Annotated in this window: 18 protein-coding genes and 2 pseudogenes; 5 read left to right on the forward strand and 15 right to left on the reverse strand. The window is 32.0% G+C overall.

Annotated features, from left to right (window positions below; translation table 11 throughout):
- Positions 1-102 (reverse strand): annotated as a pseudogene (locus tag DRF58_RS19245) (IS982 family transposase); the annotation flags it as partial.
- Positions 103-497: 395 nt separating this feature from the next.
- Here DRF58_RS19245 and DRF58_RS11335 point away from each other — a divergent pair.
- The 3 genes and pseudogenes from DRF58_RS11335 to DRF58_RS11345 all read left to right on the forward strand — a co-directional run.
- Positions 498-857: a hypothetical protein gene (locus DRF58_RS11335; RefSeq protein WP_123902400.1), complete on the forward strand. Its 360-nt coding sequence runs from the start codon at positions 498-500 to the stop codon at positions 855-857.
- A gap of 48 nt (positions 858-905) precedes the next feature.
- Complete coding sequence (locus tag DRF58_RS11340) at positions 906-1688, forward strand: hypothetical protein (protein ID WP_116035540.1); 783 nt, start codon at positions 906-908, stop codon at positions 1686-1688.
- Positions 1673-1894, forward strand: a pseudogene (locus DRF58_RS11345) (hypothetical protein); the annotation flags it as partial. The gene DRF58_RS11340 and the pseudogene DRF58_RS11345, both read left to right, overlap by 16 nt.
- Positions 1895-2165: 271 nt before the next feature.
- Here the strand turns inward: DRF58_RS11345 and DRF58_RS11350 are convergent.
- From DRF58_RS11350 to DRF58_RS11410, 13 genes are all read right to left on the reverse strand, one after another.
- Positions 2166-2903, reverse strand: a complete 738-nt coding sequence (locus DRF58_RS11350; protein ID WP_245955412.1) for a zeta toxin family protein — start codon at positions 2901-2903, stop codon at positions 2166-2168.
- Positions 2904-2905: 2 nt separating this feature from the next.
- Complete coding sequence (locus tag DRF58_RS11355) at positions 2906-3160, reverse strand: hypothetical protein (protein WP_116035544.1); 255 nt, start codon at positions 3158-3160, stop codon at positions 2906-2908.
- Between the two features lie 62 nt (positions 3161-3222).
- The gene (locus tag DRF58_RS11360; RefSeq protein ID WP_116035545.1) at positions 3223-4611 is read right to left on the reverse strand and encodes a hypothetical protein; all 1389 of its coding nucleotides are present in this window, start codon (positions 4609-4611) and stop codon (positions 3223-3225) included.
- A 3-nt stretch (positions 4612-4614) separates the two neighbouring features.
- The gene (locus tag DRF58_RS11365) at positions 4615-8268 is read right to left on the reverse strand and encodes a YobI family P-loop NTPase (protein ID WP_116035547.1); all 3654 of its coding nucleotides are present in this window, start codon (positions 8266-8268) and stop codon (positions 4615-4617) included.
- 853 nt (positions 8269-9121) lie between these two features.
- Positions 9122-9760, reverse strand: coding sequence for a cyclic nucleotide-binding domain-containing protein (locus tag DRF58_RS11375; RefSeq protein ID WP_116035550.1), 639 nt, complete (start codon positions 9758-9760; stop codon positions 9122-9124).
- On the reverse strand, positions 9757-10638 hold the full coding sequence (locus DRF58_RS11380) for a toprim domain-containing protein (protein ID WP_116035551.1): 882 nt from the start codon (positions 10636-10638) through the stop codon (positions 9757-9759). Before DRF58_RS11380 ends, DRF58_RS11375 begins: the two co-directional genes overlap by 4 nt.
- 233 nt (positions 10639-10871) lie before the next feature.
- Positions 10872-11093 carry a hypothetical protein gene (locus tag DRF58_RS18735; RefSeq protein WP_245955413.1) on the reverse strand — a complete coding sequence of 74 codons (222 nt, stop codon included), beginning with the start codon at positions 11091-11093 and terminating at the stop codon, positions 10872-10874.
- A gap of 69 nt (positions 11094-11162) precedes the next feature.
- The gene (locus tag DRF58_RS11385) at positions 11163-12032 is read right to left on the reverse strand and encodes a virulence-associated E family protein (protein ID WP_245955415.1); all 870 of its coding nucleotides are present in this window, start codon (positions 12030-12032) and stop codon (positions 11163-11165) included.
- Positions 12033-12138: 106 nt separating this feature from the next.
- Complete coding sequence (locus tag DRF58_RS11390; protein ID WP_116035552.1) at positions 12139-12423, reverse strand: helix-turn-helix domain-containing protein; 285 nt, start codon at positions 12421-12423, stop codon at positions 12139-12141.
- A 201-nt stretch (positions 12424-12624) separates the two neighbouring features.
- A complete protein-coding gene (locus DRF58_RS11395; RefSeq protein WP_116035553.1) occupies positions 12625-13764 on the reverse strand; it encodes a site-specific integrase in 1140 nt (379 codons plus the stop codon).
- Between the two features lie 169 nt (positions 13765-13933).
- Positions 13934-15319, reverse strand: coding sequence for a tRNA uridine-5-carboxymethylaminomethyl(34) synthesis GTPase MnmE (gene mnmE / locus DRF58_RS11400; RefSeq protein ID WP_116035554.1), 1386 nt, complete (start codon positions 15317-15319; stop codon positions 13934-13936).
- Between the two features lie 68 nt (positions 15320-15387).
- Entirely contained in the window at positions 15388-15921 is a 534-nt protein-coding gene (locus tag DRF58_RS11405) for a hypothetical protein (protein ID WP_116035556.1), read from the reverse strand.
- Between the two features lie 2 nt (positions 15922-15923).
- On the reverse strand, positions 15924-17102 hold the full coding sequence (locus DRF58_RS11410; RefSeq protein ID WP_116035558.1) for a hypothetical protein: 1179 nt from the start codon (positions 17100-17102) through the stop codon (positions 15924-15926).
- 239 nt (positions 17103-17341) lie between these two features.
- Here DRF58_RS11410 and tyrS point away from each other — a divergent pair, with 239 nt between their 5' ends.
- Together tyrS and DRF58_RS11420 are read left to right on the forward strand one after the other, a co-directional pair.
- A complete protein-coding gene (tyrS, locus tag DRF58_RS11415) occupies positions 17342-18637 on the forward strand; it encodes a tyrosine--tRNA ligase (protein ID WP_116035559.1) in 1296 nt (431 codons plus the stop codon).
- A 40-nt stretch (positions 18638-18677) separates the two neighbouring features.
- Positions 18678-19430, forward strand: a complete 753-nt coding sequence (locus DRF58_RS11420; RefSeq protein WP_116035561.1) for an acyl-CoA desaturase — start codon at positions 18678-18680, stop codon at positions 19428-19430.
- 132 nt (positions 19431-19562) lie between these two features.
- On the opposite strand, the gene DRF58_RS11425 is transcribed toward DRF58_RS11420, so the two are convergent.
- Positions 19563-20513 carry an isopenicillin N synthase family dioxygenase gene (locus DRF58_RS11425; protein WP_116035563.1) on the reverse strand — a complete coding sequence of 317 codons (951 nt, stop codon included), beginning with the start codon at positions 20511-20513 and terminating at the stop codon, positions 19563-19565.
- Positions 20514-20556 lie beyond the last annotated feature (43 nt).

The following is a 20556-nucleotide window of genomic DNA, read 5'->3' on the forward strand; positions in this document are numbered from 1 at the left end:
AGATAATTTTGGTTTAATTGGTTTGAAATAAAAATTTTCTTTGATGGTTAATTTTCTTAATTCCTTTAAAATAAAATCGTAAATTGCATCTAGGTTATTCATAATGTATTAGATTGGTAGTCAATACAATATACGAAATTTTCGTATTATGAGTAACCTTTTTTATAATGCACTACGGGTTATATATACGATTTTCTAAAAGCAAATGATGATGCATTTACAACAGAATTCGGTTATCGCTTAGAAAAGTTTTTCGAGCTGGGATTGAAAGAAATAAATATTCCTTATATAACAGAATCTGAATTAAAAAAGCAATTGCCAGACAAATCAAACTTGTTGACTTTGTTATTCCTTACCAAAACATATATATAGAATGTAAAGCGACCGAATTACAAGCATATCCCTACGTAAATCCTTCAGACGAGCTTCTTTTCAACTCTTTAAAATCTTCCATATTCAAAGCTTATTTTGAGCAGATGGTAAGCGTCGCAAAAAATATGAGCTTAAAATATGACAACTGGGGAATTATTATAACTTATAAAGAATTTTATTGGAGTCATTTTAAAAAGCTATACGATATAGGTGCTAAGAATTATGAAAATGTCGAGACGTCACATATACCTCCAGAAAATGTATTCGTTATCGATATTTACACTTGGAATATAATAGTACAAATTATAAAAGATGAAAAAATTACACTCTTAGATATTTTGAAAAAAGCAAAAGCAAATAATTCAGATCCTCAAACAGCTAAAATGCTTTTTAAAATGCATCTGGATGATTATAAGTCCTCTACGCTTAGCTTAAAATATTTCGAAAATGTGAATCCATTATTTGAGATTAAAAATCCAAATTAGACCTATTGACTTTTTTAACAAAATATTTTAAAAAAAACAAAATCAAAAATGAGCACACTTCTACAATTTATAAAAGATGTAAAGTTAGATTTTACCCAAGCCTTCTTTAGTGAAAGTTCCGGTCAAGAATTAAATTACACGAATTTTGAAATTGCTCCAAAAGATTTTCTAAGATTTGCGAAACTTGATTTTGCAGAAAATGATAATAGAGGATTTATAAACTCTCTTACAAACTCAAAAAGAGCGATTGATTGCCAAATTGAAGAAGTGTTAACATCTCTATCCTTAAATGCCGGACGGGAAAACAAACACATTGAAAAGTTTATAAATCAAATCTATAAAGATTCTGACACACATTACAATTTGAAAATAATCCACTCTTTAAATTTAGCGCCAACAATTCTAATATCTAAGACAAGAAATATTCGTAATAAATTAGAACACTTTTATCAATATCCAACAAATAGTGAGGTTCAGGAGGCGCTTAATATCACAGAATTATTTATTAAAACAATAAATGGTCAATTCAGAAATTTATTGGGAGAGTTTACTTTGAGTGATGAAAAAAATTACAATTATAAAAAAAAATGGAATACAATAAATGGGTTAGGATTTAGAGTAACTGCAAATCTAAATAATCTTCATTTTGAAGTATTAAAAATAATTAACTCATCAATAGTTGACAGGATTATAATCAACAATCAAAATTTTGAATTTTTATACTTGTTGCGTCTAATATTTTCTACAGGTGATTATTTTGAACTAACCAATAGCATTAAACTAATGTTAGAGGCCATCAAACACCCTGTACCATTAAAACACGTTATGTAAGCCATCGGCTTCATTTGTATAGCCGAAAACTTATAGATTTCTGCATCAAACAACAGGCGGGTACACTTATTCTTAAAAATCAGGAAGACAAAATAGGAATTGCAAAACAACAGGAATTTGTGCTTCGCAACTGGAGCTATTATGAATTGCAGACCAAAATAAAATACAAAGCAGAAAAAGCAGGTATCGAATTGATCATCGGATAAAGAAAATAATGAGGGTGCTTGTAAACCCGCAGGGTGAGGTCTTGAACACTCACTAAATACTTAATAGTATATACAACGGCGTGGGCTTCTTTTTTATAATATAGAATAGAAAATTCATCAAGGAAGAAACATTAAACGTTAGAGAAATGTTGGGTAAAGGTCGCTGTTTTTCAGCCTTGTGTTGCCCAATTCATCTTTGTATTGGTAAAGATTTAAACCACATAACTAACTGTCAAAGAAAGTCGTGGCTATTGCACTGTATGCAATAAATTTACGATTTTATTTTATTGATTATATACTCGACAAACCAGTTTGGCATATTCTCTTGGTCAACGTGTAAAGTCATCACTTTATTATCAACTTCCGCAATCATCCTCATTGTGTTAGAATTATCAAAAAGATAAACCCGGTCTGCCAGCTGAATAGCGTCAAAGACATTTTCTAATGTTGATTTATATCTTGATATTACTTTTTCTTTATCTACTTTGTGACCACCTTTTGCAACTCTGTTTTCTACGCGAGAAACATTGATTTCAGGATCGTCAATACATACAAAATAAAGATAGATTCTATAGCCCCTTTCTCTAGCCAGCTTAAGTTCATTCAGTTTGGAAGAATGACTCATAACACTTTCAAAAGAAAAAGTGTTTTCATTTTCTATCAACTCTTTTCTGATAAAAGACGATATTAAAGAAGCTTCATAGCTATGTGTATCTTTTGATTTATCAACTATAATATTTTCTTCTAAAGAAATGTCAATAGAATGATTTGATTCTTCTGCTTTACTAAGAAGTGTCACAGAATCGTCTTCTTTCAGAAAGTCATTAAAATCGTTCTGGCTTACTTTTAAATTGAATGTATCCAGGTCTAGGAAACCTGTTTTAAGAATTTCTTTTTCTATTTCATCGGAATTGATGTAAACTCCGGAACTATAATTATGCTTTTTAAACTCCTCATACAAACTCGACTTTCCTGAACCATTGGGACCACAAAAAAGGCGAAGTTTCATTTTTACAGACATAGCTTACTACCTTTTCTAAGACCAGGCTTTTCAGAAGTAATTTTATCCACTTTCCCCTCTGCTACCCATTTATCTTTGAGGACAGTATAAATTACACCATCTTTGATAACATTATACGGAATGTCTAAAACTCTTGATGCTCTCTGTGCATTAAGTGATGCTCTCCTTGCTGTTCTCCTCAAACTTCTGTGACCAGAAGCGGAGATTATCCTTTTTCTGATTTGTTTTCTTTCTCTATTAGTCATTGCAAGTATCTTTTACTACACGAATATACAAAATATTAGTGATATTATTTTTTTGAGCTGAATTATGGAATTTCTCTTTCCCAATGTGATCCTTCGATAATAGGAATGTCATCTTCAGGTATTATTAAAAAATGTTTAGGAATTGGAAGAATAGGATTAATAAGTGAAGTAACCACATTGACAGTCTCGTCAAAATACCAATCTTTATCTGATCTTGTATAAGATTGAAAATAATGACAATAAATCCAACATAAAGTATTGTCTAAAGTATTAAAGTTTTCCATAGTTCCTAAAATTTTCTCTAATCTAGCTTTTTCGACTTCTGGCCCGTCAAAAGTTTCAATACCAATATAAATTATACTTCCTGTTTTGTTATCAAATTGTTTAATAGCGCTATAAATCTGCTTTTTTATGTCTCTTGCTTTTGCATTAATAGAAGCTTCCGCATCGCAATAACATTGCACACCAAAAACATTTGCAATTTCTGCTAAATAACTATTATTAACATTACCCTCGCCCAAAAAAAACTGAACACTTTTAGTTCCGCACGTAAAGCTCGAATAGTCTACAGCTTTTCCGGCTATCAGTTCCAAGAGCTGTGGAGAATGATTTTTTACATAATATTTTTCAAGATTTTTATTGATTTTGACAGTATCTACTCTAGATATTTTTATATCAACTTCCACATTTGAAACTATGGTTATTTCATTATCCATAGTAGGAATGATATCGATTAGTAAATCCTTCAGATAGGTATCTGATAAAGATTTTAGTTCGACGTGGAACTTTATATCAAGCAGGATATTGTTTTTTAGCAATAGATCTTTAACTTCATTTATAAGTGACAGTCTTTTTTGGGTTTCATTATAAGTGTAATCTGCTGTTTTGCTTTGTCTTTTACATTCGACCTGCCAGCTTTCATTACCTTTTGTCATTAAAAAATCCGGTTTTTTTCCAGTTTCTCCTTGTTTTTCTTCAATAATAGTCGCTTTCCAACCATTTATTATCCATAACAGACCTGTCAAAATTTCAAAAAGAATAGCATCTGCTTCAGAAGATCTTTTACGAAGTAAATCCCGCATTTTCTTATCAATACCCTCAATAGATTTTACTAGCTCTAGATTTTTCCCCAATCGTTTAAATATCGGCAAAATACGCGCACCTTGAAAGTACTCATACTTGTGGTGTTCATAGATATAGGTGTAAGCAAGATATAGATACCAACCCATTTTGTCGTCTTCAATCACAACACGAGGTGAGCTTGCTATATTGGTCGAAATGTCTACAGGCTGTAAACAGCCGGATAGATAGCTTTCGATAGTATTCTTCTTTTTAAGCCAATCAGATTGTGAAAGATATGAGCGAAACCATTCGTATGCTGCAATAATATCCTCGTCATCACATTCAACTGTCGGGAATCTTGAAAGAGGGATTCGATTCACATTTTCCATATTTTAATAATTAGCGACAATTTTAATTTCATTACTCTTGACCTCAAATGAAGAAATCAAACCCTGGTTGTTAAGATTGTTAACAAACTCACGATTGTGGCTGTTTAAAGGGATTGTAGGTCTTTTTCTGCTAACAGCGATATCAGAATAAGGATAGGGTAAGGTTTTTACCATATTACTAATTTCTTCGCTAGATAGTTTGCTAAATTGAATGTTAAGCAGTTTTATTCTATTTTCTAACGAAGTGGTATTTTTAAATAATCCCTCAAGAACCTGGTATTCTAAAGGAATATAAGAAGAGTTTGAAAGTATGGCGCAGACAATAATCGAAATATCCTTACTATTGATAATTACATCAGAATCAAGCATTTTTATGATTTCAATTTTAGTTTGATGATTTATTTTAGTAAAATTGCCTAACAGTAAAATAATATCTTTTTCGTCCAAAGGATATTTTTCAAAATCTTCAATGAATTTATTTTGATGATTGGCTATAAGGTCGATATGTTGATGGGGAAATTTTTCTTTCAATAGACTATAATTCTCTTCAGATAGGGTCAGAATATTTTCAACCAGATATTTCACCTTTTCAATACTCAAATTTTCGAAGGCAAGCTGGTCTCTTGTGTATAAACTATTTTCCAGCAATTTTTTATAGCTTTCGTCTGACAAATCATTGCAAAGTAGAATATTTTTTCTAAACTCTGCATAACCAAAATCTCCCTCCTTATCCATTTTTTCCTTCGAAAGCTCAAGATAATTTTCACCATTATTCAAAAAGTCTATCAGGGGTTTTTCCAAAGAAGAATCCCAATCAATATAATAATCAATTACATTTTCCCAATTTGGCGCAATTTTATTGGACTCCACCAGCATTGTTTTTATTTCCGAATCTTCAATATCTGATATACTGGAGATTTTAAAGCTATATTTATTTATCACATCCTGTTTTAATTTTTTTTCCAAAATATGATTATTCAGAAGTATAAGAAATGACTCTTCTGGTTCTTCAGAATTTCCTTCTAATTTTAAAAATACATTTTTAACATATGTACTTATATATCCTTTTACATAGCCAATAAGATGTTCGCACTTTGAATGAAGAACAGAATTAAAATGAGCTTTTCCTAAATCGCCTGCTTGTATATCTTTACTGTACTCAAGCATCATAGCTTCTATATTTTCCGCATTTATCTGATAACTATCATTTTCATAAACATAATCGAACAATCTTTTGGTATCATCTTTAACAGGATCTAAATCCGAAAATTTCACATCTAATTTTTTAAACAGCGAAGAGACCTTTTCAAAATAGTCAATTTCATCAGTATTCTTTATCATCGACAAGAAATATGGCTTTTCTTCAATCAAATCCTTTAACAAATAATTATTTTGAAATTCCACGATATCTTCGTTCGGAACAAACTTTATCAAAAGCTCTAGATAAAAGTTCTCTTTTTCCTCAGTATAATTGCTATCATTGTATAGATAATCGATCAATCCCAGCCAAGACTTACAAATGGACGACATAAAAATTTCTTTCGGAAAATCTTCTCGGTGTATATACGAATCTATAAATACGATAGATTTTTCCTTCTCGTTGCCCAATAAGTTTATGATACTATCATATAAAGATTTATATTTAGTATGATTTTTAGCAAGAAAATCAAGTAAATCAAAATTCAAAATACTGTCTCGTCTGAAGTATTTTTCGGGAATTTTACTAATTATAGTCTCAACATTTGTCAAGTTATAATCGAACGCTAGAAACTCTCCACTCTTGACTTTCTTCTCGAAAATGAAATCTTCTTTGGTCAAACTTACCTCGTGGAATAAAGAGATGTAATCATTATAATTTTCATTGAGATAACCATTTATCAGTAAATTACGCATCAAAGGACTCCCGGCAAAAACATCTAAATAAGTATTTATATCAATTTCTTCAAAAATCTGCTTTACATCCCAAGATTTGACTTCTTGTCTTTTGTTTTTGAGTTTTTCAATCTCCAATTTGAGAAGTTGAACCTTATCGTTGGTTTTATCTAAAATAAATTGTTCTCTTTCCGAATAGGTGAAATCTGAACTTATCTCCCTTTCAATATCAGAAAATTTGAAATCTAGTTTGGATGTTGTTTGGCTGTATCTATAAGAATCATATCGTGTATAGACGTTGTAAGTGACATTATCATTAATGATATAATTTTCGAAATTTTCGTCATCTGTAAGTTTGTTAATGGGAGCCTCTATAAATAAAGTTGCGTTTTGTGGTAAAAGACATAGAACAGCATTAATATAGGTAATTCTTAAATCTTTTACACTTTTAATAACTTCATCTTCAATTTTTTTGATATCTTTTTCATTCTTTCGAATCTGTTCATCAATTTCTTTTATTATTCCTGAAACATATTTGCCCTTATTATTTATAAATTGATAAAGCATTCCTTCTCTTCTGTGTAACTTCATAAAATCGTTAGGATACAGATTTTTGTAAGTAATGATTGCAAAAAGTTCCTCCGGCTTGGTTACAAATTCTGGGTTGAGGGCCTCTCTGTATAAAACAAATTCGTGGAAGATATTGATGAGCAAACGCATATCTATATCATCAATAAAAGTGATGACGTCACTGATAAATTCTTGGGATAGAACAGATTCCAATTTTGCTTCCCTAATAAGCTTGGATAACTGTTCATCGGCGTTGGATGGATTAATGAAGGGTATTATCGGAATTATATATTCAAAAAACTTAACCCTTTCGTTCTTATCTTTAAACATATCATCCTTAATTGCATATAAAAAGTTTATCTTCTCGTAACCTCTTTTACTTTGGATGGACTTGGAATTATTCAGCAGAATATTTATTTCTCTAAGTTTTGTGAAAATATCCGTGTTCTCAAATCTGTCTAAGTCTTCAATCACGATTACATTATAATCTGTCCTTTCAAAAAAGTAAAGAATCTCTTCCAAATGTTCATTAAAAACAGATTTATCAATATTATCGCCTAATTCAACTTCTCCCTGAATATTTAATTTATTGATTTTGGAATTGCTGAATAACCGAACAACGGTTTTAGAAAACATTCCGATTCCAAAAAAGAATATAAGATATACTAGTAAAGCTATCCAATCTATATTTGTCCATGCCAAGATCCAAGTATCCGGATTAATTTTCTTTATGTAGTCAAATTTGAAAAGTATGAAAATACTAGAAATCCATAAAACCAACCCAATAGCTATAGACCAGATTTTCCCGGTTGTATTGTTAATAATACGCTTGAATCTTGAATCAGGAATTTCATCTGGCTTTACGTGATAGAAAATCTGTTGCAGTATGCTTACTTCGAGTAATCTTTCCATATCATCCGTATTATTAGAATCATTGAAAGATGCTAGAGAAATATTGAGATATTTATTTTCTGGATTTAGATGCTGAAATGTTTTGATAATGGTACTTTTGCCAGAACCGTAAGCGCCTGTAACAGCAATGTTAGTTATCGCAGGTTCATCAATTGCATTTTTAATAGCCGTAAGATAAGGCTGAACTCTTGCAACTTCTTTCTCATCTGTCAGCACTTTAGCTGCTAAAGAACTCAAACTCTTTCTATCTGGTGCCTTTTGATCTTCTTTTAATCCTATTTTATGAAGTATAGATTTCAGCATACATAAACTTTTTATCTAAAACTCAAAAAACATTCCTTTGACAATATATAACTAATTGTCAGAAAGTTATATAATTAGTAATTATAAACCTGCCATTATGACTCGCTTTTCAGATTTAACTTATAATTAAGCGGAATAACAAATTCAGTTACGTTCTCCCAATATTTACGGTAGTCCCATTCCAATTTAAAATTAATCGGAAATTTTGAATCAATTATTTCGAAATTTAATTGTTCAACATATAATTATTTTTTAATTCAGATTTTTATAAATTCTTGCTAACTTCCAAATTAACGCATTACGTCAATCTGATTATAGCTTGCGTAAACTATTTCTACTGATAATATAAAATTTACATCTATTATTTGATTGCTAGGTAGTTATATTTATATCATCTTATATATTCTTTGGATTGAGGAATGAAATAAACTCCACTGCTCACACAAAAATTGAAACATCAACACACAGTAAGTCGACCATCAAAACATATTTCTTAATTTCATAATTAACATAGTAAAATCTTCCGCTTTTTTTAATCCAAAGTTGTATCATCCTAGTCTATTTATCCAATATTTTTCATTCAATCTTCGCCATATTTTTTTCTTTTCACCAGCAATTTCTTCTATGTATCTACACAAAATCGATAGTTTTTTATTCTTTAAAAAAATTATTTCCAGAATAAAAAAACGAGTTCCGAAGTTTTTTTCACCCTTTTCCCAGAAAAGGCAAGAGAGTCTAGGTAGTATAAAATGTAAATTTTGTACGTACAAAGACACATCTTGCTATATAGTTTTCATAAATTAGAAATTATATTTTAGTCTACCTTAATTTAGACTAGTGGTCATAGATGATTTTAGTCTAGTTTAGGTCTGTTAATAATTGGAAGATTAGATAGCGAAGAACTTTTGTAAGAGTGTGAAAATTCAAGTGTATTTATATTTTTTTCGAGAGTAGACTGCCAATTCAAAATAGGTCTTCCAAGTGAATTTTTCCACTCTGTTTCTTCCCATTTGTGAAATTTTTGAATCAATAGATCATCTAATTTTTCTGAATAGTCTTTTAAAGTTCTAGCAAAATCCATAAACTGGTTTAAGCTAGGATATTTGGAAGATGAATTCTCCCCGACAATTGTCGACTCTAGAAACTGATCTAATTCTTCAATCGGGTTTTCAATAGTTTCAAGAGTCTTTGGTGCTACTTTGGGCAATTGATTTCCTTTTAGAATGAAACGATTCGGAAAACCACGATTTCTATTGTAATCTAAAAGTCCTAAAACTTTGAGTTTATTCTTCGCAGTAATAATCGTTTGTCTGGAAAGTCCAAGTTCTCTTGCCATTTGATAGTCTGATAACTCAATTTCCTTTCGCAGATCTTCACATTTATAAAGGATAAAAGTGAAAACCACTATGGTATTTGCACCAATTTTATTTTTTGAATTTAAATCAAAAATTTTTTCAAATAAGTTTGCATCAAAAGTTTTAGAATTTTTCATCGTTTAAATCTCGTCTTAGATTGGTTTTCAACTTCGCTGGTTTGTTGATTAAGATATTCATTCAAATCTTTAAAATCTGAATATAAAACCCGACAATCTTTCGCATTTTGTATCTCACTACAAATGATTTCAACAGCACAATTCCCAGCTTCATCATTATCTAAATAAAGCTCCACTTTTTCATATTTTCCGAGTGAATTTTTAATATTATGAGTCATCGAAACGGAATTCAAAATGAGATAATCAGAAGGTTCTTTTTCTAATTCATTTTCTAAATTTTTAAATGAAAGAAAATCGAAAAAGCCCTCGAAAATCCTAACTGAATTTGAATCGTTTTTAATTGTCGAAATATTTTTTTTGCCCAAACAAATTTTGGAGTATTTGTTACGAATTTCGTAACCGCCAGAATCGTTTTTGAAACCAATTCCGAAATAGTTTTTGTCGTTCATAGAGTAATGAATTTCGTGTAAAAATTCGGTTTGATTTTCAACTTTTCTTTCTTTTAAATACTCCAAAAGTGCAGGATGCTGAATTTCTTTTACATCAATTATCTCATAGTTCTTTGAAAGATTTTCTAATTTACTATAGGAAATATTTTGCTGATGAAAAGAAGAAAAATCCTTATTTTCTGCCCAAACTAAAACTTCACTTACTGATGCATTCAAATATCTTTTCATAAAATCAATATTTTTTCCGCCGATTCCTTCAGAGTGCAAATACCAGTAGTTTAGATTTTTATTAATTTTAAAAGAGGCGTGGTTCTCTTTGGCAAATGGATTGAGAAACCACGCTTCTTTTTCCGATTGTTTCGTGGGAAGGTGTCCGAGAGAAAGGAGGACTTCTTCCAACGGGATTGTATTAAATTGTTTGCAGTTCATTTTTAAATTTTTCTGTGATTTTTGTTAAAATACTTACCTAATTACCAAAATCCTGATAATCAAAATATTCAATTCAATTATTCACCCTACCTTTAATCACCTACTTACCAAAATTTTATTTTATAGGTAGTTTCAGGTAGTTCTAAATAATTGGACATACCTAAATAATAAATTGGTTTTCATATACTTAAAAAAATTTAGGTAAGTAGGTAAATGATTGTATTGTATTAAAATTAATTTGTGATTTTTGACCGAATGAGGTAACCGTATATTTGCCTTTGCGGATGTTTAACTCTAGGAAATTTGAAAGACGATAAAGCTCTTCCGATTTTCAAATGATTGAGGCGAATTCCGTGAGAATTAAGATCAATCATTACTTCTGTCGCGGTTTTAAATTCTTCCAGATTGTAAGATGCTTCATAGAATTTACTCACCATTTCCTGTTCTAAAGTCATTTGTGTGAATCGCTCATTGCGTTTTTCATTTTCGGAAATATCTGCTAAAGTGAGTTCAGGATTGTAATTTTATCGTTTGTAAGCGTTGAAATAAGCTTGAGCCCAAACTTTATCAATATCAATTTCAGATGAATAATTGAAGTTGATTTTCTCGATGACTTCAAAAATAATCCAACGAACACTTCCGGATTCATCTGTTAGAAAATCTGTTTTGTTGGTAGAACCAACGAAACTGCAAATTCTTTCCAGATATTCGGCTTTCCTTGCATAAGGCAATCTTTCGTTAATATGCGTTTTTGAGATCATCGCTTTCAAAGAATTGATATCAGCCTTTGCCAAAACCGAAAGTTCATCTAAATTGATAATCAAATTTTTGCACAATTTGATTCTACTATCTTTATCCAAACCAATATCTTCCGAGAGGTAATTCGTTAGTTTTTTAGGAATAAAAAATCTTAAGAATGTTGACTTTCCACTATTCTGAATTGTATTTGCCAAAACCAAACAATGCTTATTGATTTTCTCTTTTTCCAAAGCACATAAGACCGCTCTGGTAAACCATTTTTCAACGTGATACAAAAATTTTTCATCATCGTTCGTCTTCACATAACTGCATAATTTTGCGATATGATCTTCACCATCCCAATCCTTCAAGCTTTCAATATATTCTGAAATAGGATTATACTGTTCTATCAAATGGCTTCTGACCAAGATCTCCAATTTATTAATCGGTATATTAATTCCAGATTGAATGAGCTCTATAAACAATGAGTTTAAATTTAGATCTACCCATTTTTTATCTTGTATCAATTTGATTTCAAACTCCAGAGAGATGGTGTTAAATCTTAATGAATACTTCGAATTGAGATAATTTAGAGTGCGATCAAAAATGGTTTTGCCTTCTGTACCATTTTGATACAGAGTATTTTTCTCTTCCATAAAAACATCTGGGTATTGTGGAAACAGAAACAAATAATTATTATATTTGTACTTTACTTCCAAGTAAAACAAAGATTTTAAGCCTAACTACTGCTATAGTTAGGCTTTATTTTTTGCGTAAAGAAAATTCTATCGCTTCTTGTTGAATTTCATCATTTGATTTATGACTGTTTTTTAACAACCATTCGTCAATTTTTTTGCGTTCAAAAAAGAGAACTTTCCCGTTGGGCTTAGAAAAAGGAATACTGTGCGAATGAACTAATTTGTAGATGTAGGATTTCTTAAATCCAGTGTAATCTGAAAGTTCTTCGACATTCAGAATTTCCTTTAAACCGAAAATATGTCTTTCAATTCGGTTGAGTTTGTGGAGAATGATTTCGTTATTTTCCATTGCTTTCGTTTAACAAATTTAATGAAGCAAAAGTCACCATAGAAAACCATAAAAACAATAGAGTCAAACACTTAAAGGCGAAATAAGAATGATATGGATTAATCTGGAATGTTCAAAAGTCTAAAAAAGAATAATCTGGATTAAAATAGATTCAGTACAGTTTTACCAACTAAAATATTACTCTACCTAAAAATATATTTTTTACAGTTCAATATTTAGTTCCGGGATAATCTCAGCAGCTTCTTTCATTTTACTATCCACAATTTTTGCATAAATCTGCGTGGTTCTCAATTCTCTATGTCCTAATCTTTTGGAAACTGTATAAATATCTGCTCCATTTTCCAGAAGTAAGACAGCATTCGTATGTCGAGCTGAATGAAAAGTTATATGTTTCGGAACCGCAGCACGATTGCACCAACGGATAATTTCTGTATTGTAGGTCATTCCATATTTCAAACCTTTAAAAACTCTTTCTAGTGGATCTTGTCTTTCGCCCAACAATTCTCTGGCCTGTTTTGAGATATAAAGATATTCTACACCCTCTGTTTTTTCTTGTCGGAAATTGACTCTGGAAATATCACCTTCATCACGGACTTCTTTCCAAATCAAAGTATTGATATCCGACCAACGTAATCCGGATAAACACGAAAAAAGAAAAGCTTTTTTCAAAACCGGATATTTACATTCCGCTTTTGCTAAACGTTGTAATTCATCAAAAATCAGATATTCTCGCTGGCTTTCAGCCTGCTCAAATGATTTTATTTTTGAAGCATAATTTACCGTCAAATATCCATTATCGAAAGCATTTCGAAGTGCAGCTTTAAACTTGTTGAAATATGAATATTTAGAATTTTGAGAAAGTGGAATTTCACTTCTAGTAAGAGCGTCCTTTTCAAAATATCGGTGAACTTTTTTGACAAACTTTTCATCAATTTCATCGAAAGTCATATTCTTTGAAACGATTTTTTTTAGATGTTGCAAAGTAGAATACCAGTTGCCGTAATTATTAGAAGAATCTTGCAATCGTTTTTCATCTGTCAACTCTTCAAAATATGTTAAAAAAGTTCTTTTACTTTTCACCGTATCTTTTAAGTCGTAACGTCCTTGGACATATTCAGCTTTTTTGATTGCCAAAATACTTTCGGCAAGAGCCATAGCTTCTTTATTTTCTTTTTTTTCCTTAGGCGTTTTAGGTTCGGGGTGCAAATATAGTTTCAAGTACTCAAAATCCCGCAAATGAATTCTTTTTCCTTGTACATTGGTGGAAGAACCTTTGTAATACTCAATGAAAAGACTAATCCTTCCATCAGCTAAATTTTTCTGTTTTAAAGTGATATTCATACATTTTATTTGAGGTGTACATTTGTACACCTCGTGGCTAATTTTAGTAGCTCAAGGTGTACACCAGGTGTACAAATATATAAATAAACTCCAAAAAGAGAAAATAAAAATTATATAAATATCTGATAGTCAACTAAAAGGCAGAAAAAGAAATCAAAGAAAAGCTAATTTATTTCCCGATACAAAACTTAGAAAAAATATTCCCCAAAACTTCATCATTACTAAACTCACCAGAGATCTCACCAAGATATTCCAAAGCATTTCTAAGTTCATAAGCCAAAAGTTCTGTTGTAATCTGAGAACTAACCGCTTCATCGACTCTTTTAACCGAATTAAGAGATTTTTGTAAAGCTTCATAATGACGTTGATTGGTAATAACAACATTTCCTTCTTCAGATTTCAAATGTTCAACGTAAGATGATAATTCATTTTTAAGGTCCTGAATATTCTGATTTTCAACAGCTGAGATTTTAATAAAATCAAACTCTGTAAAAATCTCTTTTCTGAAAATTTGTTCTAGTTTTTCATATTGAGTTGGAATTACTTCATCAATTTTTGTAGCACAGATAATCAATTTCAAATCTTCTCTTAGCAAAGATTTAATCATTTCGATATCTTCCGAAAAATCTTCTGTCCCAGCATCTGCGAGATAAACCAAAATCTCCGCATTTTCAACTTTTTCCTTAGCTTTTTTTACACCAATTGCTTCAATTTCGTCAGCAGTTTCGCGTAAACCAGCAGTGTCAATTAATCGGAAAGCATGACCTTTGATATGGAGAATTTCTTCAATCGTATCACGAGTGGTTCCTGCGATGTTACTTACAATTGCTCTTTCTTCTTTCAAAAGTGCATTCAGAAGTGTGGATTTTCCGGCGTTAGGTTTTCCAATTATTGCAACGGCAGTTCCATTTTTAATTGCATTTCCGTATTGGAAACTCTCAATCAAAGAATTTAGTTTATCTTCTATTTTATAAAGTAACGATTTAAGCGCGGTTCTATCGGCAAATTCAACATCTTCTTCGGCAAAATCAAGTTCTAGTTCAATTAATGAAGTAAAGTTCAATAAATCATTCCTCAGGAATGAAATTTCGTTCGAAATTCCACCTTTTAATTGATTAAGAGCTACTTTTCTGGACGCTTCGTTTTCGGAGGCAATCAAGTCAGCTATAGATTCAGCTTGAGACAAATCAATTCTGCCATTCATAAATGCACGCATTGTGAACTCTCCTGCTTTCGCCATTCTTGCCCCATTTTTAATTAAGGCTTCAAGAATTTTTTTACCAATGTAAGGCGAGCCGTGGAAAGAAATTTCTACGGAATTTTCTGTAGTGAATGTCTTTGGTGCATGGAAAACAGAAATCATCACTTCATCAATCGTTTCATCTTCATCTTTAATAAAACCGTAATGAACTGTATGAGAATCTACTTTCTCCAGATTCTTCCCTTCAAAGATCTTGTTGACAATTTCAAAAGACTGATTCCCGGAAACTCTGATGATTCCAATCGCCCCGATTCCGTTAGCTGTTGCCAGCGCACAAATAGTGTCCTGATTCATGCATACAAAGTTACGTGATTAATATTCAAATCAACTTTAGAAAAAATAAAATAAAAGGTTTGAAATTATTAATAACTCCAAAAACTCCATTGATTTCCGTTATAAAAAGCCAGTGTTTCGATTCCTCCATCATTCAGTAAAACCATCATTCCTGGCGCAGGATTGATAATATTTTTGTAAGAAGAAACGGTTGGTAAAACCATAGCCTTGGTATTAGATTCTAAAACCAAAATTCCGTCTGCAGCAGAAGTATTAGCACCAATAACAACTTTAGCATTGGTATTTTCTTTGGCTGTTGGCTGAATTCCTAAATATGAAGAAACATTAGCAGTCTGAATGCTCAAATCAACCCAAGTAGTACCGTTGTAATATTCTACTTTGGCAGCAGTAGGTGTAGTTGCATTCAGGATCATGCTTCCTGGCGTGTTCAGTCCTGTTTTATCTGTAATGTACGGAAGAATAATTCCTTTATTCTGAGTGCTAGAAAATTCTAAAAGAACAGAAGTCTTATCCGTAGCTGTACCAACATTATCTCCAATTATGACCTGCGAAAAACTGAGTTTACAAATTGTAAACACCAAAGCGGTTAAAATCTTTTTCATTATTACGGACAAGTTTTTTTATTGAAACACTTCCAACCAATTGCTGCATTCACGTAAACTTTCAAACAGTTTTCAGTTGTATCATACACCATCATACCTTCAACTGGATTAGTAATATTAGCAAGACCTGCTGTACTTACTCTACTAATAACAAAAGGTTTTTTATTAGATTCTAATGCAATATAACCTCCTTTTCTTACCATTGGCCAGTTATCAGAACCAGTCTCAGAACCTGCTCTTGCCAGAGAAGTAATTCCCATTTTTGTATCAGAAGTTGTTCCAGATGTCATTGCATTTTCTAGGCAATAAAGAGATAAAGAATTGGTACTATAAGCTGAGAAAGCAACATCACTATCTCCAGATAAAACCTGTACAAATCTTACTGCACTTGTATAATTGGTTGATGTAATTCCAAAATCACTCAGTTTGAATGTTAAAATTCTGACATCCCTAGTCGTACCAGAAAAACCAGAACCACTATTGTAATCATGTGGACAATTACCTGCATAATAAAAACTCCAAAGAGCCTTTCCAGAAGGTGATACAGAAGAAAAATTAACATCTTTCTGAACACCTACAGTATTACCATTGGCATCAGTAAATTTAAAAACATCGAAACTTGAACTAGGCGCACCGACCTGCGTTACGATAATATCAGGAATATCATCTGTGATACAATTTGGATTAATATCAGCCAAAACATTGACCAAAAAAGTTAATTCTTGTTTAGGAATATTGAAAACTGCTGTACTTAAATCCAGACCATTAATTCCATCTCTTAAATAATAACCTAAAGAAATACTACAGCTTAAGGAAGGCGTATTAGTTTGATCTTGAAGAACACCATTCACATACCTTGGAATACCAATCAAAAAGTTGGTAGCCGTGCTAGTTGTATTAATTGATGTTGGAAAAGATCTGTAGCTTTCATTCACAAAACTGACTCCATTAGCTGTCAATCTTGCATTATTGACACCCGTAGAATAGGTCACTCCTCCAACCGTAAACCCAAGAAGATTATTGGTATCTTGTGCAGTAACATAAGTTGCCGAGTTATTTTGGGAAGTCCAATAAGTATTGTAATCACCGTAGATGACACTTGGTCTCAATTGTGAATACATTAAAGAACAGAAAAAAAAAGTAAGAATTAAACATACTTTTTCATTAAAATTTTTATTCATTTTCGCTCATTTTCATTATAACAGCCGCCTTCAGCAATGTGTGTTAACGACAAAATTAGGGATAATTATCGAGAATACAGTTTAATTATGATTTAAATCATTATAATCATTTGCTAAAATATATTATCAATTTAAATTAATTTAATCGAAACTAAATAGCATCTCGCATTCAACAATTTTAAAAGTTAAACCCATTTACAACTTGTAATTCTTATCTTTGTCCGAAATTTTTTAAGACAATGAATGCATTTATAGAGGAGCTAAAATGGCGCGGACTTTTTTCTGATATGACGCCGGGAACGGAGGAACAACTGGATAAAGAAATGACAAAAGCTTACATTGGGTTTGACCCAACTGCAGATTCTTTGCATATCGGAAGCCTTATCCAAATCAAAATTCTTGCCCATTTCCAGCAGCACGGTCATCAGCCGATTGCTTTGGTTGGAGGCGCAACAGGAATGATTGGTGACCCTTCCGGAAAATCTGCGGAACGTAATCTTTTGAGCGAAGAAACACTACTCTATTATGTGGATTGTCTGAAAAATCAATTATCCAGATTCTTAGAATTTGATGGAGAAGGCGATAACAAAGCCATTCTTGTCAACAATTACGATTGGATGAAGAATTTTACTTTCCTGGATTTTGCAAAGAATATTGGAAAACACATCACTGTGAATTATATGATGGCAAAAGATTCTGTAAAAAAACGTTTCTCCGGAGATTCTGGAGTTGACGGTATGAGTTTTACAGAGTTCACTTACCAGCTTTTACAAGGTTATGATTACCTTCACCTTTACCAAAACGATGGTGTGAAGCTTCAAATGGGAGGTTCTGATCAGTGGGGAAATATCACAACCGGAACAGAATTAATCCGAAGAAAAGCGCAAGGTGAAGCTTATGCTTTAACAGTTCCCTTGATTACGAAGGCTGATGGATCCAAATTTGGAAAGTCTGAAAGTGGTGAAAATTATTGGTTGGATGCAAAGAAAACTTCACCTTACAAATTCTACCAATTCTGGTTGAATGCAACTGATGACGATGCAGAAAGATTCATTAAGTTCTACACTTTCCTTCCAAAAGAAGAAATCGAAGCTTTGATTGAAGAACATAAAACTGCAGCTCACGAAAGAAAACTTCAGAAAAAACTGGCAGAAGAAGTTACAGTTTGGGTTCACGGACAAGCAGAATATGAAAAAGCTTTGAAAGCTTCTCAGATTCTTTTCGGACAATCTACAGCAGAGGATTTGGTAAGTCTAGACGAGGAATTATTCCTTCAGATTTTTGATGGTGTTCCTCAAAAAGAGATTTCAAAATCAGAAGTTGTTGGAAGCAATATTGTAGATTTGATTTCAGAAAAATCTGGTTTCTTAAAATCTAAAGGTGAGGCTAAAAGAGAATTAGCCGGGAACTCTATTTCTGTCAATAAAACCAAAGTTAGCGAAGATTATTCGGTTTCCGAAAGTGATTTGATTGATGGCAAATTTCTTCTTCTTCAAAAAGGAAAGAAAAACTACTTCATTGTAAAAGCTATTTAACCCTCCAATCTTTAATTATATTTTACTTACATTTTAATAAATGGTCATTATTATTTTTATCATTGTACTTTGGTACTCCGGTTTGTTTTTTCAAACATTTTTCCTGCACCGTTATGCAGCGCATCAAACCTTTAAAATGTCAAAATTTGGTGAGAAATTATGTTATGTTTTGACTTGGATCACCCAAGGTTCTAACTATCTTTCCGCTTATGGTTATGGAGTAATGCACCGATTGCATCACGCTTATGCAGATACAGAAAAAGACCCACATTCCCCAAAATACGATGCGAATCTTTTTGCAATGATGTGGAGAACTAAAAAAATCTACCAACAAATCAATGAGCAAAAAGCAAAAATAGAAGACAAATTCACCAAAAATGTTCCGCAATGGAAAGCTTTTGACAGATTCGCTAGCTCGTGGGGTTCCAGAATTGGATGGGCCGTTTTGTACACGCTATTCTTCTATTTCTTCGCAACTGCTTGGTGGCAATGGTTATTGTTACCGGTGGCTTATATGATGGCGCCAATCCACGGTGTGATCATCAATTGGTTTGGTCACATCTACGGTTATGTAAACTTCAAAGTGTCTGATACTTCCAAAAATCTTTTAAGATTTGATTGGTTGATGATGGGAGAAGCTTATCATAATAATCATCACAAACACGGTGGAAGAGCAAATTTTGGAGGTGTGAGATGGCACGAGATTGATGTTACGTATTGCATTATGATTCTTCTAGACAAGATGAAATTAATCAAATTGAATCCTGTAGCAGTTGTAAAAAGAGAAATTTAATTTTAAAATAAATATTTAGTCTGGGCATTTTGTCTAGCCTATTTTTTTGATTGTTGAATTGATTTTGCAAATCAGAAAACAAAAATACCGTTGAAAACTCAACGGTATTTTTGTTTTAAATATAAATTTCTATTAGATTTTTATCAAACCTAATTCAATCAATCTTTCTCTTAAAAACTCTCCTGCTGTTGTATCTTCGTACAGTTTAGGATGATTTTCATCTACACAGTTTTCTAGTGCATTCAGCGACATTTCGCTTACAGGATGCATAAAAAATGGAATTGAATATCTTGAAGTTCCCCATAATTCTCTTGGCGGATTGACTACTCTGTGAATCGTAGATTTCAATTTATTATTCGTATGTCTTGACAACATATCGCCAACGTTTATCATCAACTCATCGGGTTCTGCAATAGCATCAATCCAATCGCCATTGTGATTCTGAACTTGAAGTCCTTTTCCTTGAGAACCCATCAATAAAGTAATCAAATTAATGTCTCCATGAGCAGCTGCTCTTACCGCATCATCTGGCTCCTGAGTAATTGGTGGATAATGGATTGGTCTAAGGATCGAATTACCTTCTGCAATTTTATCATCAAAATAAAACTCATCCAAACCAAGATACAAAGCCAAAGCTCTCAAAACATATTTCCCTGTTTTTTCTAGCATTTGGTAAGTTTCCTTCCCTACTTCATTGAACTTTGGAAGTTCATCCACGATAACATTATCAGGATATTCGGTTTTGTATTTGGAATCATCAGACACGTATTGTCCGAAATGCCAAAACTCTTTCAGGTCTCCTTTTTTAAAACCTTTTGCTGTTTCTTTACCGAAACCAACATAACCACGTTGTCCTCCAATTCCTGGGATCTCGTACTTAAGTTTGGTTTCTGTGGGAAGTTCGAAGAAGTTTTTAACTTCTCCATAAAGATCGTCTACGAGTTGGTCGTCTAGGAAATGTCCTTTTAAGGCTACAAAACCAATTTCTTCGTAAGCTTTTCCGATTTCATTTACAAATTTCTGTTTGCGTTCCGGGTTGTCCGAAAGGAAATCACGCAGGTCTACACTAGGTATTTTGTCCATTTTAGAAATTTTAGTACCGCAAAAATACAGTTTTTATATCAAC

The organism is Epilithonimonas hispanica, assembly GCF_003385395.1.
GTDB classification, from domain to species: domain Bacteria; phylum Bacteroidota; class Bacteroidia; order Flavobacteriales; family Weeksellaceae; genus Epilithonimonas; species Epilithonimonas hispanica.